This is a genomic window from Mucilaginibacter jinjuensis (assembly GCF_028596025.1).
GTDB lineage: Bacteria > Bacteroidota > Bacteroidia > Sphingobacteriales > Sphingobacteriaceae > Mucilaginibacter > Mucilaginibacter jinjuensis.
Window position 1 is genome coordinate 3,632,972 of the sequence record NZ_CP117167.1, and the last position, 16,545, is coordinate 3,649,516.

21 protein-coding genes are annotated in these 16,545 nt (G+C 42.3%); 10 read left to right on the plus strand and 11 right to left on the minus strand.

The window, feature by feature from the left end; translation table 11 throughout:
* Window positions 1-16 precede the first annotated feature (16 nt).
* Both PQO05_RS16235 and PQO05_RS16240 read left to right on the plus strand, forming a co-directional pair.
* Window positions 17-565 carry a NifU family protein gene (locus PQO05_RS16235; RefSeq protein ID WP_273628430.1) on the plus strand — a complete coding sequence of 183 codons (549 nt, stop codon included), beginning with the start codon at window positions 17-19 and terminating at the stop codon, window positions 563-565.
* Window positions 566-788: 223 nt separating this feature from the next.
* The gene (locus PQO05_RS16240; protein WP_273628431.1) at window positions 789-1,181 is read left to right on the plus strand and encodes a VOC family protein; all 393 of its coding nucleotides are present in this window, start codon (window positions 789-791) and stop codon (window positions 1,179-1,181) included.
* A gap of 116 nt (window positions 1,182-1,297) precedes the next feature.
* Here the strand turns inward: PQO05_RS16240 and PQO05_RS16245 are convergent, their stop codons facing one another.
* The 4 genes from PQO05_RS16245 to mtaB are packed head-to-tail and all read right to left on the minus strand — an operon-like array spanning window position 1,298 to window position 5,052.
* Window positions 1,298-2,089, minus strand: a complete 792-nt coding sequence (locus PQO05_RS16245; RefSeq protein WP_273628432.1) for an inositol monophosphatase family protein — start codon at window positions 2,087-2,089, stop codon at window positions 1,298-1,300.
* Window positions 2,058-2,540 carry a GtrA family protein gene (locus tag PQO05_RS16250; RefSeq protein ID WP_273628433.1) on the minus strand — a complete coding sequence of 161 codons (483 nt, stop codon included), beginning with the start codon at window positions 2,538-2,540 and terminating at the stop codon, window positions 2,058-2,060. Before PQO05_RS16250 ends, PQO05_RS16245 begins: the two co-directional genes overlap by 32 nt.
* A complete protein-coding gene (locus tag PQO05_RS16255; RefSeq protein ID WP_273628434.1) occupies window positions 2,530-3,702 on the minus strand; it encodes a prolipoprotein diacylglyceryl transferase in 1,173 nt (390 codons plus the stop codon). The genes PQO05_RS16250 and PQO05_RS16255 overlap by 11 nt, the downstream gene beginning before the upstream one ends.
* A gap of 30 nt (window positions 3,703-3,732) precedes the next feature.
* On the minus strand, window positions 3,733-5,052 hold the full coding sequence (mtaB, locus tag PQO05_RS16260; RefSeq protein ID WP_273628435.1) for a tRNA (N(6)-L-threonylcarbamoyladenosine(37)-C(2))-methylthiotransferase MtaB: 1,320 nt from the start codon (window positions 5,050-5,052) through the stop codon (window positions 3,733-3,735).
* Between the two features lie 112 nt (window positions 5,053-5,164).
* On the opposite strand from mtaB, the gene PQO05_RS16265 reads away from it, so the two are divergent.
* Together PQO05_RS16265 and PQO05_RS16270 are read left to right on the plus strand one after the other, a co-directional pair.
* Window positions 5,165-5,530, plus strand: a complete 366-nt coding sequence (locus PQO05_RS16265) for a DUF4174 domain-containing protein (protein WP_273628436.1) — start codon at window positions 5,165-5,167, stop codon at window positions 5,528-5,530.
* A 456-nt stretch (window positions 5,531-5,986) separates the two neighbouring features.
* Window positions 5,987-6,952, plus strand: a complete 966-nt coding sequence (locus PQO05_RS16270; RefSeq protein WP_273628437.1) for a glycosyltransferase family 2 protein — start codon at window positions 5,987-5,989, stop codon at window positions 6,950-6,952.
* Between the two features lie 451 nt (window positions 6,953-7,403).
* On the opposite strand, the gene PQO05_RS16275 is transcribed toward PQO05_RS16270, so the two are convergent.
* A complete protein-coding gene (locus PQO05_RS16275) occupies window positions 7,404-7,601 on the minus strand; it encodes a hypothetical protein (protein ID WP_273628438.1) in 198 nt (65 codons plus the stop codon).
* A 267-nt stretch (window positions 7,602-7,868) separates the two neighbouring features.
* On the opposite strand from PQO05_RS16275, the gene PQO05_RS16280 reads away from it, so the two are divergent.
* From PQO05_RS16280 to PQO05_RS16295, 4 genes are read left to right on the plus strand one after another with little or no spacing between them, the layout of a single operon-like run.
* A complete protein-coding gene (locus PQO05_RS16280) occupies window positions 7,869-8,345 on the plus strand; it encodes a DUF4442 domain-containing protein (RefSeq protein WP_273628439.1) in 477 nt (158 codons plus the stop codon).
* Between the two features lie 13 nt (window positions 8,346-8,358).
* Complete coding sequence (locus PQO05_RS16285; RefSeq protein ID WP_273628440.1) at window positions 8,359-8,814, plus strand: GNAT family N-acetyltransferase; 456 nt, start codon at window positions 8,359-8,361, stop codon at window positions 8,812-8,814.
* Window positions 8,815-8,827: 13 nt separating this feature from the next.
* Window positions 8,828-9,451: an AlbA family DNA-binding domain-containing protein gene (locus tag PQO05_RS16290; protein WP_273628441.1), complete on the plus strand. Its 624-nt coding sequence runs from the start codon at window positions 8,828-8,830 to the stop codon at window positions 9,449-9,451.
* A 48-nt stretch (window positions 9,452-9,499) separates the two neighbouring features.
* Window positions 9,500-10,864 carry an MATE family efflux transporter gene (locus tag PQO05_RS16295; protein ID WP_273628442.1) on the plus strand — a complete coding sequence of 455 codons (1,365 nt, stop codon included), beginning with the start codon at window positions 9,500-9,502 and terminating at the stop codon, window positions 10,862-10,864.
* A 120-nt stretch (window positions 10,865-10,984) separates the two neighbouring features.
* Here PQO05_RS16295 and PQO05_RS16300 read toward each other — a convergent pair whose 3' ends face one another.
* The 6 genes from PQO05_RS16300 to PQO05_RS16325 are packed head-to-tail and all read right to left on the minus strand — an operon-like array spanning window position 10,985 to window position 15,508.
* The gene (locus PQO05_RS16300) at window positions 10,985-11,887 is read right to left on the minus strand and encodes a histone deacetylase family protein (RefSeq protein ID WP_273628443.1); all 903 of its coding nucleotides are present in this window, start codon (window positions 11,885-11,887) and stop codon (window positions 10,985-10,987) included.
* A complete protein-coding gene (gene kynU / locus PQO05_RS16305) occupies window positions 11,887-13,179 on the minus strand; it encodes a kynureninase (protein ID WP_273628444.1) in 1,293 nt (430 codons plus the stop codon). Before kynU ends, PQO05_RS16300 begins: the two co-directional genes overlap by 1 nt.
* A gap of 44 nt (window positions 13,180-13,223) precedes the next feature.
* Window positions 13,224-13,730 (minus strand): pyridoxamine 5'-phosphate oxidase family protein, encoded by a 507-nt coding sequence (locus PQO05_RS16310; RefSeq protein ID WP_273628445.1) that lies wholly within the window; start codon window positions 13,728-13,730, stop codon window positions 13,224-13,226.
* Between the two features lie 56 nt (window positions 13,731-13,786).
* Window positions 13,787-14,389 (minus strand): DNA-3-methyladenine glycosylase, encoded by a 603-nt coding sequence (locus PQO05_RS16315; protein ID WP_273628446.1) that lies wholly within the window; start codon window positions 14,387-14,389, stop codon window positions 13,787-13,789.
* Complete coding sequence (locus PQO05_RS16320) at window positions 14,386-15,033, minus strand: alpha/beta fold hydrolase (RefSeq protein WP_273628447.1); 648 nt, start codon at window positions 15,031-15,033, stop codon at window positions 14,386-14,388. Before PQO05_RS16320 ends, PQO05_RS16315 begins: the two co-directional genes overlap by 4 nt.
* Window positions 15,026-15,508: a GAF domain-containing protein gene (locus PQO05_RS16325; RefSeq protein ID WP_273628448.1), complete on the minus strand. Its 483-nt coding sequence runs from the start codon at window positions 15,506-15,508 to the stop codon at window positions 15,026-15,028. The genes PQO05_RS16320 and PQO05_RS16325 overlap by 8 nt, the downstream gene beginning before the upstream one ends.
* Before the next feature lie 75 nt (window positions 15,509-15,583).
* Between PQO05_RS16325 and PQO05_RS16330 the strand changes: the two genes are divergently transcribed.
* On the plus strand, window positions 15,584-16,294 hold the full coding sequence (locus PQO05_RS16330) for a DUF3291 domain-containing protein (protein WP_273628449.1): 711 nt from the start codon (window positions 15,584-15,586) through the stop codon (window positions 16,292-16,294).
* Window positions 16,291-16,539: a hypothetical protein gene (locus PQO05_RS16335; protein ID WP_273628450.1), complete on the plus strand. Its 249-nt coding sequence runs from the start codon at window positions 16,291-16,293 to the stop codon at window positions 16,537-16,539. The genes PQO05_RS16330 and PQO05_RS16335 overlap by 4 nt, the downstream gene beginning before the upstream one ends.
* Window positions 16,540-16,545: the final 6 nt, after the last annotated feature.

The window sequence follows — 16,545 nt, forward strand, 5'->3', positions numbered from 1 at the left end:
CTAAAAAGAAATTCTCATGAATATCAACGTATATACCGAAAGCACACCTAACCCGGCAACAATGAAGTTCATTGTTAACAAGTTGCTGATCAATGGCAGTGTGGATTATCCTACCAAAGAAAGCGCAGAAAAATCAACTTTTGCAAAAGAGCTTTTTAAATTCTCATTTGTAAATGGTGTATTCTTCGCCAGTAACTTTGTTACGGTAACCAAAACCGAAGGCAGCGAGTGGGATGATATTGAACCGATTATCAAGGAGTTTGTAAAAGGTGCTGTTGAGTCTGAATTAAAGGTTCAGGAAGAAGAGCAAGCTGATGTAAACTTTGAAGGTACAGATGCAGAGGTTAAAATCCAGCAAATCCTGCACGATTACGTTCGCCCGGCTGTTGAACAGGATGGTGGCGCTATCGCTTATAAATCATTTACTGAAGGTGTTGTAACTGTTGAATTGCGTGGTTCATGCAGTGGTTGCCCATCATCAACCATTACCCTTAAAGCCGGTATCGAAAACCTGCTTAAACGTATGGTACCAGAAGTACAGGAAGTTGTTTCTGAAGCTATGTAATTGAATTTGATTTCACCGATTGCATGGTGATTTCAGTGATATATAAAAAGGCGGTCTAAATTGGATCGCCTTTTTTGTTACCTAAGCACACCGTCATTGCGAGGAACGAAGCAATCGCAAATTATACAGAGTGGCTCTGCAGGTCGGGGATTGCTTCGTTCCTCGCAATGACGATAATAGCGTAAAATAAATTTCCTAACTTCACATACCAATTTACCTTCTTATGGAAATCATATCAACAATCCTTCTCCCTACTTTATCCGTGCGGAATGGCAATGCTGCAATAGAGTTCTATAAAAATGCTTTCGGCGCAACAGAAGTATTTGTTGTACGAGACCCAGATGGTGCAGTTGTAGCGCAACTTGCTATTGATGCCGTCAATTTTCTGGTAGCAGACGAGAGCCCCGAACATGGCAATTTTAGTCCGGAGACATTGGGTGGCACAACCATTCGCATGGGTTTACAGGTAATGGATCCGGACGTAGCAGCAGCTCGTGCTATTGCTGCTGGTGCCAAAGAAATTTATCCGGTAGCAAATCAGGATTATGGGTACAGACTGGGCAGAATCGCTGATCGTTTTGGGCATCATTGGGAGATATTCAGGCTGTTGAAGTAAGGGTATAAAACAATCGCGAACGGTACAGAGCGGCTCTGTAGGTCGGGGATTGCTTCGTACCTCGCAATGACGCAATGGAATGCATCGGTGAAATCACCGTCTAAAATCAGTGAAATCTAAGAAACGAAATACTCCCCTATCTTTTCTACCAATTCATCACCAATTAAAGCATTGGTAGCAACGATATCACATTTCTCCAACACATCATTACCACCTATAAAGGTTGTAACCGTACCACCAGCCTGGCGAACGATGATGATACCTGCTGCAATATCCCATGGCTTTAAGTTATATTCATAGTAACCATCAAAGCGACCACAAGCAGTATAAGCCAGATCTGTTGCGGCAGAACCCAGACGGCGTAAGCCGTGACAGTGCTGCATCAGATCGGTAAACAGGGCAATGTATTGGGGTTGTTTAGTAAAATCGTAATAAGGGAAACCGGTAGCCAGTAAGCTATCAGCAATTTTAGGTGCTTTACTTACATGGATCTCCTTGCCGTTCAGATAAGCCGGTGCACCCTTCCAGGCATAGAAACATTCATCGAGATTTACTTCATACACTACTCCGGCAACCAGTTCATCGTATTCTTTGAGGGCGATACTTACTGAGAAAACAGTTAGACCGTGAATAAAGTTAGTGGTACCATCCAACGGGTCGATGATCCAGTTGTAACGTTCGCCGGTACGCTTGATGGTTTTTTCTTCGGTAAGGAAACCAGCTTCGGGTAATATCTTTTCGAGGGCTTCAACAATTATACCTTCGGCTGTTTTATCAACGTACGATACGAGGTCGTTAAGGCCTTTATACTCTATTTTGTCTGAATTGAATTTGGTGCGTTCCTCACGGATAAAAGCGCCTGCCTGTTTGGCTACTTCAATTACCTGCAGGGTTATGGTTTCCAGCATGATCTCGTAGTTTTAAGTTAAATGAAAACAGTTTATGGATAAAAAAGCTTGCGAAAAATAAACTTAAAGCAGCAGCCGGGCGTGCAACCGGTGGATACATGTGCAGGTAAACAACCATTACTTTTAAGATGGCCAGGTTGGCAAAGAAGCCAATAAATGCGACAGAAGAAAATCTTAGAAACTGCTGTGCCGGTTGCAATTTAGATTCCGAAAACACCATATACCGGGTAATCAGGAAATTGACAATCACGCCCAGAAAAAACGAAATGCTTAACGACAGGATATAATTACTGACGTGATAATTGATGATCTCGTAACTATCCCGTTTAAACAGGTTATGATAGAATATGTAATAAGAACCAATATCGACCAGGAAACCAGCCCCTGCCGATACAATGAACCGTAAAAACTGGTTACCCAGTATCTTTTGGCCTAAAGTTTTATCCGGCATGCGTTAAGGTTTGTTTTTTACGGAAAGCATTAACACAAAGTGCAATCCCTCCTATTACTAAACAAAGTGAAATCAGTTCGGCTTGAGTGAATGATAGGCTGCCGATATGGTAGCGTGTATTTACACGGATCAGCTCGATAAAGAAACGTTCGATGCCGTTTAAGATCAAATAAATACCGAACATTAATCCCGGCAATGGTTTAAGCTTATTGCGCAGGCTCCAAAGCACCAAAAACAGCAGGATACAGATTACGGATTCGTAGAACGAAGTTGGATAAACCGGCAAACGTAACTCGTTGCAATACTTACCTATACAATCTGGTATATGATTATTAAAATCGACACCGTTAACATTATGAGGAAACTTGAACGACCACATCCAGTCCGGTGCCCAGCTTAACCAATGTGGTTTGGGGTCAAGGTTGGGGATCCCCCAGTCGCCATCGCCGCTCATCTGGCAGCCAATACGGCCAACACCGTAAGCCAGCATCATACCCGGACCGCCCACATCCAGCATATCCAATGGCTTAATACCATTTTTATTGGCAATATATAATACAGCAGCACCGCCGCAAATTAAACCACCGTAAAAAGTTAATCCGCTAAAGCCGATCAACATGCCTACCGGGTCTTTCATAAAATCGTCCCAGTTCTCTAAAGCATTAAACAGCTTCGCTCCGGCAAAGCCAAATACAGCCGCCCAAACTAAAATGCTGCCCAATAAATCGTAAGAATGTACAATTACACGTTTGGTAATTGGTTCGGCCAGTTCCTGTTTTTTACCATCGGCATAAGCCCAGTAAACAAAACCTACGCCCATTAAAATACCACCAATCCAGTTTCCGCGAAGCGACAAAATAAAATCCTGCGGATCATTTACCAGGTCGTGATAGTTCAGTACAGCATCAAGCAATTTATAACCGGCAATAAAACCGAAAAAGCCATTGCCTATCAGGTCAGTCCATTGAACGGGTTTGCCAATGGTTACCGTTTTCTCAACAGGCTTAATGTAGCCCAGTTTCTCTTTACGTTTAAACTCTTCGCCAAAAGCCCCGTAACCAGCCATAAAAGCAAGGGCTACAAAGAAGCCAAAAGTTTGAAAAGGCAACGGTATGTTAGCACCGGTAAAATATCTGATTAGGTCAGAAAGGGTTGGAAACATTCAGGTAGTATTTTGGAGCGAATATAAAACTTAATGAACTAATATCTCTTCGCTTTCTGTAATTTCAACATCACCATCTGGCGCTATGGCGGTTAAAGTAACCGTACGTAGCTCATTCACCAGTATGGGGTCGTATTTCGTCTTTACCTTCACGTAGTTGCGGGTAAAGCCATGCATATAACCCTCTTTAATATCTCCCTCAAACAAAACCTGGCCGGTTGATCCCAGTTGCGATTCGTAAAAAGAACGGCGTTTTTTATCAGAAAGTATATGCAGCATTTTGCTTCTTTCGGCACGGGTTGATCCCGGCACTTCGCCACCCATTTCGGCGGCCAAAGTATTTTCACGTTCCGAGTAAGTAAATACGTGCAGGTATGAAATATCCAGTTCGTTCAGGAAATTATAGGTATCGATAAAGTCTTCACGGGTTTCACCTGGAAAACCAACAATTACGTCTACACCAATACAACAGTCTGGCATTAATGCCTTGATCCTGGCTACACGGTCGGAATATAAAGCACGTTTGTAACGGCGGCGCATTAGGCCTAATATTTTATCAGAACCAGATTGCAGCGGGATATGGAAATGCGGAACAAATCTTTTCGAAGTGGCTACAAATTCAATGATCTCGTCAGTCAATAAATTAGGTTCGATAGACGAGATCCTGATCCGGTCTATCCCTTCTACCTCATCCAACGCCTTTACCAGGTCGATGAATTTATTTACACGCTCGCCATTCTGCAAACCGAAATCGCCGAGGTTAACACCGGTCAATACAATTTCGCGTACACCAGATGCAGCAATATCAGCAGCTTGCTTTAATACGTTTTCGATATTATCGCTTCGGCTGTTACCGCGAGCCAGCGGAATGGTGCAGAAAGTACATGAGTAATCGCAGCCATCCTGCACTTTCAGGAAAGTACGGGTACGGTCGCCAAATGAATAAGAGGTAACAAATTCCTTAGCCTCAGACACCGGCTGATTATAGATCAGCGTTTTAGGCTGCTTGGTTAGATCCGTAATATGATCTATGATCTGGAATTTCTCGGCAGCGCCAAGCACCATGTCAACACCCGGTATTTCGGAAATCTCAACAGGCTTTAATTGTGCATAGCAACCCACCACAACGATGTATGCTTCGGGCGAAATTTTAAGTGCTTCCTTTACTATCTTTTTACACTTTTTATCAGCGTTTTCAGTTACCGAACAGGTGTTAATTACAAAGATATCGGGCTCATCTGTAAACGTAACCGACTGATAACCTGCCTGTGTAAACTGGCGGCCAATAGCAGACGACTCCGAATAATTCAGCTTACAACCCAGCGTATAAAAAGCGACTTTCTTATTCATTTTGAAGCCGCAAATATAAGAATTTTAAGATTAACCGTTTTAGGGCTATTTGTCGCGAAAATGTTATAATATACTTTACGCAACAATTTTTAATTGAGCATGTTAATGTATTATGTTGAAACACCTTATAATGGGCATGCTGGTGATAGGCAATTACACACAACATACCGCTAAACGTACCGTATTATTGTTTGCAGACAAATCATCACAAAGTGCGTTGAAGCAGCAGGAGCAACTTTTGATGGCCGATAAAGCAGGTTTACAACAACGCGATGTTGAAGTAATGATCTATGATTCAAAGTCGGCTGCAGCCAAAACAAACCACATCCGTTCGGGCTTTACAGTATTGCTGATTGGTAAAGACAATGGTGAAAAACTACGCAGCCACCAGCCTGTAACCACAAAAAAACTATTTGGCCTTATTGATGCCATGCCAATGCGCAAGGAAGAAATGATGCATGCTGATCAGGAAGAGTAGCTTCGAAGAGAATCAAGAATCGAGAGCCAAGAATCAAGACAGGAAACCAATTGGACAACTGCTCAGACGAACCTTTAATAACCTAACAATGTGGCCTCTTGATTTTCGGGCAGCACAACATTAGCCACAGCAGAAACATTCATAGAAAATAAAGCAGCCACGATCTTTCTTTTGGTGACTTTTCTTTGGCGGTCAAAGAAAAGTTACATCCACTGATGATGATAAAGCACTCTACCATTCCTAATAAAAAACGGGTTATGCCTTATGTAAGGATAGTGATAATAGGTCTGAGATTATCAATAAATGTGTTTTGTTTTTTCATTTGTATTGATGAGCTCCCTATGGTCGGTTGTCTTCGTACCTCGCAATGACGCGCTTTTTGGAAATCCGAAATTGAACATTCGAAATTCGAAATTTAAAAATCTTATCTTTGCCTCCCAATAACATAATTTCCACATGCCCGAACTTTCAGTAGTCATTACAGTACTCAACGAGAAAGAAAACATTAGTCCGCTTATTGCCGAAATCAATTCAGCATTGTCTGGTATTGATTATGAGGTAGTTTTTGTTGACGATGGATCTGAAGATGGTACACAACAGGAGATTATTAAAAACGATAACAGCCGCGTTAAACTGGTTGAGCTGCGCAAAAATTACGGACAAAGTACTGCCATGACCGCTGGTATTGACCATGCCGAAGGCGAATATATTGCCCTATTGGATGGTGATTTACAAAACGACCCTAAAGACATCCCCTCTATGCTGCAAAAGCTGAAGGATGAAGATTGGGACGTAGTAGCAGGTAACCGCAAAAATCGCCAGGACGGTATGTTTCTGCGCAAAATACCAAGCAAAATTGCTAACGCCATGATCCGTAAGATGACTGGTGTTTACATTAAAGATTACGGTTGTACCTTAAAGATCTTTCGTACTGAAATTGCGCAGAACTTAGGATTATACGGCGAGCTTCACCGCTTTATCCCGGTACTGGCTAAACAACAGGGTGCCCGTATTACCCAGGTGGATGTTGCCCACCATGCCCGCATCCACGGTAAATCTAAATACGGTATTAACCGCACATTTAAGGTAATCAGCGATTTAATCCTGATGGTATTCTTCCGCAAGTATATCCAAAAACCTATGCACCTTTTCGGTAGCATTGGTTTTACGTTATTCTTCTTTGGTGTGCTGATTAATTTATATCTACTGGTACTTAAAATAATGGGCCACGACATTTGGGGCAAACCAATGTTGATTCTGGGATTGATCCTTTTACTAGGCGGCGTGCAACTAATCACACTGGGTATCCTGGCTGAAATTAACGTGCGTACCTACTTCGAATCGCAAAACAAAAAAACCTACCAGGTTCGTAAAATATATTCTGCGGGTAAAATTATTAAGCCGGCTATTGTCAGCGCTTAAAGAGTTTTCTCTCTCTTAAAAAAGGTCCGGCACAAATGTGCCGGACCTTTTTTGTTTGTAAACTTTCTTATTCCGCATCTTGTCATTCAGAGCGCCAGCGAAGAATCTTCTTCAATAAATAGTCTTGAACCAGAATTTACTGAATTAAGGAATTAACAGAATAAATTCAGGGCGCCGGAGATTCTCCATTACTTTCAGAATGACAAAATCGGTTCGATAGATACGTTGCTGAAGTACTCGAAACGTGTACACAAAGACTGCTGCAATATTTTAGCAAGTGCCTATTTAACCTCTCACTTAATCTAAATAAATACATTAATTGAAATACACAAGTAATTGATAAACAATTATAATTAACTATAGATTAACAATAATTTTCATTTAAAAATTCGCCATAAAACACAAAAAGGCCCGACTAATAGACGGGCCTCTCCTTTTAATAAAAGAAATATTATTTAGCAGGAGTCTTTGTTGTATCCCTCTTCACTGTATCGGTCTTAACAGAATCAGTAGCCGGAGCGCTCATTTTAGTGGAGTCCATTTTGGTACTGTCTGAACTGCTGCTTGCCGATTTTTCGGAACTACAACCTACCGCCATAGTACCTGCAAATATTGTCGCTAAAGCGAATTTTAAAATGTTCTTTTTCATAGTTATTGAATTAAACTGTTAATCAATCAGATGCATACTATTAACGCCGGCATTAATCAAATGTTTGGATTTATTAATTGGTGATTAATCTTTTGTCATCCAGAGCGATAGCGATGGATCTTCTACGCTCTGTATTACCGTCGTGTATTACCGCAGAAGATTCTTCACTGCGTTCTGAATGACAAAAGCAAAATGGACATCTCTAATGTGCATAAATAATTACCCTTCCCTATTTCAACAATAAGTCATTATACTGATATTCGGCTTATGGCTATCACGGCTTCTTTACTTAAATGGGGACTGCGGTTTTATCCCCCGCTTTTGTTTCAGCGTATCTGGGTGGTTAATATCTCTAAAGATTTTAAAAGCACTACGGTAAAGGTTAACAAGAGTCTGTTTAACATCAATTATAATCAGGCCATCTTTGGCGGAACATTGTTTTGCGCTGCCGACCCCTTCCATCCCATCATGATGCACCAGGTATTGATTAACAAGGGATATAAGGTTATTGTATGGAGTAAGTCGGCCCAAATCAATTTTTTAAAACCGGGTAGCACCGACCTGCGTTTTACAGCTACACTTACGGATGACGACATTGCCGAAGCCGAAAATATTATTAACACCGAGGGAAAATACACGCGTATTTTCAACATAGAATTTTACAATAAAGTGGGCGAAGTTTGCGTAACAGTAAACAACGAAGTTTACATTCGTAATCTAAACTTTACCGAAAAACCTGCATAAAATCTACAAAGTAATGGTGACTGACGAACTAATAAACAACTGCATACAAAATGGATACAGTATTTCAACAGACAAACAATTACTTGATGTAGATTCCGTATATTACCTGTTAGTCAATGAATCATACTGGGCAAAAGGCATGCCCGAAGATGTTTTCAAACGCGCAGTAGATAATTCAATATGCTTCGGCATTTATAAAGATAATGTTACAGTAGGTTTTGCGCGGGTAATTAGCGACAAGGCTACATTTGCTTATATCTGCGATGTATTTATCAGTGAAGAACACCGTGGGCATGGCTTGGGTAAATGGCTGATACATACCATCAAAAGCTATCCCGAATTGCAGGGGTTGCGCAGATGGTCGTTAGCTACCAAAGACGCACATAGCCTGTACGAACAGTTTGGTTTTGTGCCATTGGCCGATCCAAATACTTGGATGGAGATTAAAACACCTTACATTACACCATAACACAACGAGGGGCATGAACATTAAGAGACTGATACTGGAAGGTGAAACCGTAACACAAGATTTTAAGAAAACCATAACCAGCTGCGAAAAGATAGCTAAAACTATGGTGTCTTTCGCCAACAACAAGGGCGGACGTTTGCTTATTGGTGTTGCTGATGACGGTACCATTAAGGGTGTAAAAGACGAAGAAGAAGAACGCTACATGATTACTAAAGCGGCTCACTTTTTTGCCAAACCAGCACTGGAACCCAATTTCGAAGAGGTTTATGTTGACGATAAGTTAGTTCTGATTGTAGAAATACCCGAAAGCGACCTTAAACCCCACTATGCCCTGGGCGATGATGGCAAATGGTGGGTATACGTACGCGTGAAAGACAAAAGCGTATTGGCCAGCAAAATTGTAGTTGATGTGCTGAAGCGCTCCAATGATGATAAAGGCGTATTGATCGAATATTCTACCAAAGAAAAAGCCTTGCTCGAATACCTGGAAACGCACGACCGTATTACTGTAAAGGAATACTGTACATTATTAAACCTGAGCCGCCGCCGTGCCCAGCGCATCATGGTTGATCTCGTATTATCCGGTGTTATACGTGTGCATACTACCGAGAAAGAAGAGTTTTACACAGCGGCATAAGATCAAACTCAAAAACCCTATTTTTGACGGCCAATACTAACCGCCGTTATGCAACAATTTTTAGCCAAATACAAACCCCATTACCGGGACAACCTTAAACTGGCTATTCCGGTGGTAATCTCGCAATTGGGGCATATTCTCGTACAAACTTCCGATAGCATTATTGTGGGCCACTTTGCAGGTACAGTGGCTTTGGCGGCAGTATCACTGGTTAATGCCATGTTTATGATTGTTATGGTAATTGGCCTGGGTATGTCTTATGCCTTAACACCACTCATCGCACAGCAAAACGGCAAACAGGATTTTCACGAATGCGGTAAACTACTGGCCAATAGTTTACTGGTAAACATCATCAGTAGTGTGATACTATTTCTGTTGATCTACTTCGGTGCGGTATTAATGTTAAACCACTTGGATCAATCTGCCGATGTAATTGCACAGGCGAAACCGTTCCTGCTTTTATTAGGCATCTCCGTAATCCCTATGATGTTGTTTACAACCTTTAAGCAATTTGCAGAAGGGCTTGGCTTCACCAAGCAGGCCATGAAGATTTCGATATGGGGTAATGTGTTGAATATCATTCTGGGCATCACATTTGTAAAAGGCCTGTTCGGCATTCATCCTATGGGGATCCGCGGTGTGGGCTACAGTACCTTGATCGACCGTACCATGATGGCCATTATCATGTCGTTTTACGTATTGCGCTCTGCACGTTTTAAAGCCTATTTAAAAGGTTTTATTTTAGAGAGCATCAGCAAATCGCGCATTAAACAATTAATTAAAATTGGTGCACCTGTGGCTATGCAATACACCTTTGAGGTTAGCGCATTTGGCGGCGCTGCTATTATTATTGGTACTATGGGTGCTGTACCGCAGGCCGCGCACCAGATAGCACTTAATATGGCCTCTATTACTTACATGATGGCAAGTGGTGTATCAGCAGCGGCAGCCATTAAGTCGGGCAATTTTTTTGGAGGTAAACGCTTTGACGATCTCCGGCATTCGGCCATTGCGAGTTACCATGTGGTATTGGTTTTCATGTCGATAACTGCATTGATTTTCACCATATTTCACAACTGGTTACCGTGGATATATACTTCAGATGAAAATGTAATAGCTATTGCAGCACAACTACTTATCTTGGCAGCAATATTCCAATTATTTGATGGCGCACAAGTAATTGGCTTGGGTGTATTACGTGGTATGGGCGATGTAAACGTCCCTACCCTAATTACCTTTTTGGCCTACTGGGTTTTAGGCATCCCGGTTGGGTATGTACTTGGCGTACATTTTCATTTAGGGGTTATGGGTGTTTGGTATGGGTTGGTGCTGGGGTTGTTGACTGCTTCCGTTTTACTTTATTTGAGGTTTAGTAATATTAGTAAGAAGCACGCTTATACCCATACCGCATAACCCGCTGCCGTCATGCTGAACTTGTTTCAGCACCCCACTTGCTAAGCGGATATGCAAAGTTTGCTACCTGTCCTGTGGGATGCCGAAACAAGTTCGGCATGACGGATTAATTTATTTCTCTCAGAAATACAGATCAATCGCTACTCTGTAAGTATTACAGTGTGCCTCCACAATATCCTTAATATCCGTAGAGTAACCACCTCCCATACTTACCTGTACCGGGATATTATTTAGCTTACATTGTTCCAGCACAAACTGATCACGGGCTTTGCAGGCTTCTTTGGATACTTTGAGTTTGCCCAGTTTATCGGTAGCGAGGATGTCTACCCCTGCCAGATAAAATATAAAATCGGGCTTTTGCTGCGCGATGAGTTTAGGCAGGGTTTTGGTGAGGATCTCGAGAAATTCTTCATCGCCGGTATCATCCGGCAATGGTATATCCAGATCTGATCTTTCTTTCCTGAATGGGAAATTCTTATCACCATGCATCGAGAAAGTAAACACCGCTGGGTTATGCTCGAAGATTTGCGTCGTACCATTACCTTGGTGCACATCTAAATCAACAATCAATATAGATTGCGCTAAACCTTTCTTTAGCAAATAATTAGCGGCTATCGCCTGATCATTTAACAAACAAAACCCTTCGCCCCAGTTACTGCCGGCATGATGGGTGCCACCAGCTATATTAAAAGCGATGCCGTATTCAAAAGCATAATGGCAACCATCTATAGTTCCCTGCGCAATTCTTAACTCACGCTCTACTAAACGGGCTGAGAGCGGGAAACCGGTGCGGCGCTGATCTTTGGGTGATAAAGTTAAATCGCGTAGCTGCTCCCAATAAGTTTGTTCGTGCGTCCAGAGCACAATTTCTTCGGATACCGGATCGGGGGAAAACAAGTTCTCCTGACTGATAATACCTTCATGCAGCAATTGCCCCGGTATCAGCTCATACTTCAGCATCGGGAAGCGGTGGGCTTCCGGTAATGGGTGAGCGTATATCGGGTCGAAGGCTATCTTCAGCATTATTGCTTTACTACCTGTTTAACAGCTTCTAACAGGTATTTAGCAGCCTGGTAAACATCCTCGAAACTGTTATACAACGGCACCGGGCTAATACGGATCACATCCGGTTCGCGCCAGTCGCCAATTACACCATTGCTTACCAGGTAATCGAAAATAGCCTTGCCATCACTTTTGCAGATGATAGAAAGCTGACTGCCCCGCTCCTGTTGATTAGCCGGTGTGATGATCTTAAAATGCTCGTAGCCAATTTCCTTATTTACTTCATTAATCAGATACTCGAGATATGCGGTCAATTGAATGCTCTTTTTATTCAAAGCTTCTATGCTGCCTGCTTTTTCAAACAACTGTAACGACGCGTTCAACGAAGCCATCAATAAAATTGGGCTTGTACTCACCTGCCATCCTTCGGCACCAATTTCTGGTTGAAAGCCTTGCGTCATTTTAAAGCGGGTATCTAATCTGTAGCCCCACCAACCGGCAAAACGATCGAGCGTATCATCGTTATGATGTTTCTCGTGCACAAAAATGCCACTAATGCCACCCGGGCCAGAGTTCATGTATTTATACGAACACCAACAGGCAAAATCGGCGCCCCATTCATGTAATTTCAATGGCACATTGCCTGCAGCATGTGCCAGATCAAACCCCACATAAGCGCCTGCCTTGTGCCCGGCTTCTGCAATGGCCTTCAAGTCAAACAGTTGGCCTGTATAGTAATTTATACCTGCAAAAAGCACTAAAGCTATTTCATCGGCATTAGCTTCGATCTGGGCTAATATATCGTCGGTACGTAATATGTATTCACCTTCGCGTGGAAACAGTTCTATAACGGCATCTGATGGGTCGAAACCATGGAACTTAACCTGGCTCTCTACCGCATATTGATCGGACGGAAAAGCACCTGCCTCCATTAATATTTTATATCGTTTACCTGCTGGTTTATAGAAACTCACCATCAGCAAATGCAGATTCACGGTTAATGAGTTCATAACAGCAATCTCATTCTCTTGCGCACCTACAATCTTAGCCAGCGGGCTAATCAGCTGCTTATGATATTGCAGCCAGGGTTCATTGCCTTCAAACCAACCCTCTACCCCTAAATTCCTCCAGGCGGCCAATTGGTTGGCTATGACACTTTCGGTACTTTTAGGCTGGAGCCCGAGTGAGTTGCCACAAAGGTATATGGCATTATTACCCTCATGCTGTGGGATATGAAACTCATCGCGGAAACTATGGAATTGATCGTTCGCATCCAGTGATTGTGCAAACGCCTGGCTATTTTCAAAATTCATTGGGTCAATATTACAAAAAAGGCAGATGTTCATCCGCCTGTATTTTATAAATCCACCTCGTTATGCTCATCGCGTTCAAATTTTTTGCCTTTTATTGCCGCTTCAATCCGTTTAAATAAGATCACAATCTCACTCCTGCTGGTATCCCAGTATTCGGCATGCTCAGTATCAATCCTTATCAGAGCAAGCTTGGGATCATCAAGACCCAATGGAAAAAAGAAATTTAACACAGGCGACCAAAGTTCCTGGATCTTAGCCCGGTCATCAGACACATACACGTGCCCGGTTATAGTTATATAGCTGTTACGTTCTGTATCTGCATAAGTAACCAATACTTTGTTCTCTATTGATATTTCGGCCATCTTGGTCGAAAACTGATTGGTGAAGAACCACAGGTTACCTTCAACATCCAGTTGAGCGGTACCCATCGGGCGGCTATGGAAACCTTCTGTGGCGCTGTAGGTAGTAAACATGGCAGTCTTAATCTTATCGATCATGCCGCGCAAACGTTCAATACCTTCAAGTCGTTTTAGTTCGTATTCGTATTCCATATTGTGATTGTATTTATTAATTATACAACCATAATATTTACTTTTAGTTTAAAATATTATCTATTTGGTTTACTTACGTAGTTATTTCCTTTAACGTAAAAACGATAAGGTAGTAAAGCATCGTCGCCCGCATAATCAACCCCAACACGGGGCATAGCAGCCACCTCGTCATCAGTAAATGTTAAACCCTGGTCTTCGAGCCATAAAGTATCGCTTTGCAAACTGATTCCATTAATCTTTCTCGATACGCCCAATGCTTTAGCCACAGATCCTGGCCCCATCGTGATGTTGGGTTTTATAACAGCCATATTGCGGCGGTACTGCATAATATCTAACCCAATTGTGGGGTTAATAGCGCGGATTAATATGGCATGCGGTTGGCCTTCTACAGAGGTAACAATATTCAGCATTTCGTGAATACCATAGCAGAGATATACATAAGCCACGCCACCCTGCATAAACATGGTTTGCGTACGTGGCGTTAAGCGGTTACCATAAGCATGCGATGCCTTATCAATAACGCCATTGTAGGCTTCGGTCTCCACAATATATCCGCCCGTAACCACTCCATCCAGTCGGCTGAATAGATATTTGCCGATCAAATCGCGGCTTAGTTTAACTACGTCGGTATCGAGGTAATAAGATTCTGGGAGTTTCATTTCTGCAGAATCTCCTTCAATAGCTGGTTAATTTGCTGCGCTTTATCAAAAACCATAATGTGTGTACCGCCATCGATAATGGTAGCGTCTTTAATTTTTTTATAGTTGAATACCATATCCTTATTGCCTGTAATATTGTAAACGTTTGGTACAAGGGTTTTGCTTTCCCAATTTAAAACAGCATGCATCGCCCAGCTAATAAACGTGGGCGATGAATTTTCGAGCATTGACCCAAACATGGCTCCATCCTCTTTACTCATTGTTCCAAAAACAGGTTTTATAAGCACACCAAGCGAAGTAAAAAACTTACCGGGAATGAGTTTATAAACAGGAAAATTGCGAAAGAAACTAAAATACCAGGGCGCTTCATCACTGGTTTTGATGCTTGAGATCAGGATAGCTTTACGCAACTTTACCTGTTTAGCTATTTCAATAGTAAGCATCCCACCCAAAGAGTCGCCCATTACAATGGCGTTTGGCTGCACACCATATTCAGCTACTAACTTACCGGCATACGTGGTTAAAGTATCACTGCTTTCCGGTTCTATCCAATGTATATGAACCACCTCGTAACCCGGCAATTCGATATGCTTGAATAAGCGATAGTCGGCACCGAGGCCAGAGATCAGGTAGATCTTATCCATTAAAAGCTACCAGCTTTACAATCTGCTCCAGGTATTTGGCATCAGTTTCGTCAAACTGGTCAAGCTCTTCGCTATCCACATCTAATACAGCCCAAACTTCACCATTATTAAATAATGGTAAAACAATCTCTGACCGTGACAACGAACTGCAGGCAATATGACCGGGGAAAGCATCAACATCGGGCACAACCAAAGTTTTAGCCTGCTCCCATGCTGCACCACAAACGCCTTTACCTTTGGCTATCCGTGTACAGGCAACCGGGCCCTGAAACGGGCCTAAAACCAGTTCGCCATTCTTCACCAGGTAAAAGCCTACCCAAAACCATTTAAACTGCTCTTTTAACGCAGCAGCCACGTTTGCCAGGTTTGCAACCAGGTCTGTTTCGCCATATAAAAGGCCTTCTATTTGTGGGATGAGCGATTGATATTGCTCAGCTTTATCAGTAGTATCGATAATTTTTAAATCCTCTGCCATTTGACAAAAGTATAACACAATTGCCTTAGTTTAATAAGCGAAATATCATATTTATTGGCTTACTTCGCCCTACCCATGTTAACCAGTATTACCATAATCCGTTACCGTAAGCCACTAATTCCTATAGCCCTGTTAGCTATGGCCATACACCGTTTACCTTTAAGTTTACGCAAGGGATGCACCTTTTGGAAACTGCTAGGCAGTGGCCGTAACGGCACCTTTGACCTTAAACCCGATTGGCAGCAATGGGGACTTTTAGCCGTTTGGAAAAGCCGTGAAGATTTCGATCAGTTTCAGAAAAAATCGTTTATAACAGGCTGGTGGAAGCTTTTTGCACAGGAAGGCTGGACTATACTTTTAGACCCCATTCAAAGCCACGGCAAATGGGATGGCAAACAGCCTTTTGGCAATGGTAATAATGCCGACTATAACGGCCCGGTTGCTGTATTAACCCGTGCCACCATTCGCACTCGTAGGTTAAAAAACTTTTGGTCGAACGTGGATGAAGTTGCTAATATTATGGCAACTGCCAAAGGCTACGTAACTTCGATAGGTATTGGCGAAGCACCTATTTACCGCCAGGCTACATTTTCGATCTGGGAAAGTGTGGATGATGTAAAAGCATTCGCCTACCGATCTCGCGAGCATGCCGAGGTGATTAAGAAAACCCGCAGCGAAGATTGGTACAGTGAAGAACTTTTCGCCCGTTTCAGGCCCATCGAATCATTTGGCACTTTGCATGATGCCGATCCTTTAAAAGGATTACTTAATTTTGTTGAACAATGAGAATTATTGCCGAACTACCGCACCCCGATTTTAAGATCTCGATTTTGAGCATGAACCAGAAATTCATTATCAAGATTGAGCGCGGAACTTTTGAACAGATTTACAAAGTGCCCGAAATTGACTTAACTGATGGCGTAAACAGTGTATTTGAAATACTGGACGAGGCGTTTTTGAAGACCGTAGGTGAGCGTTTCCAGGCCATGCATAAGGATTTTAAGGATACTTATTTTAGGTATAATTATTAGACAAAT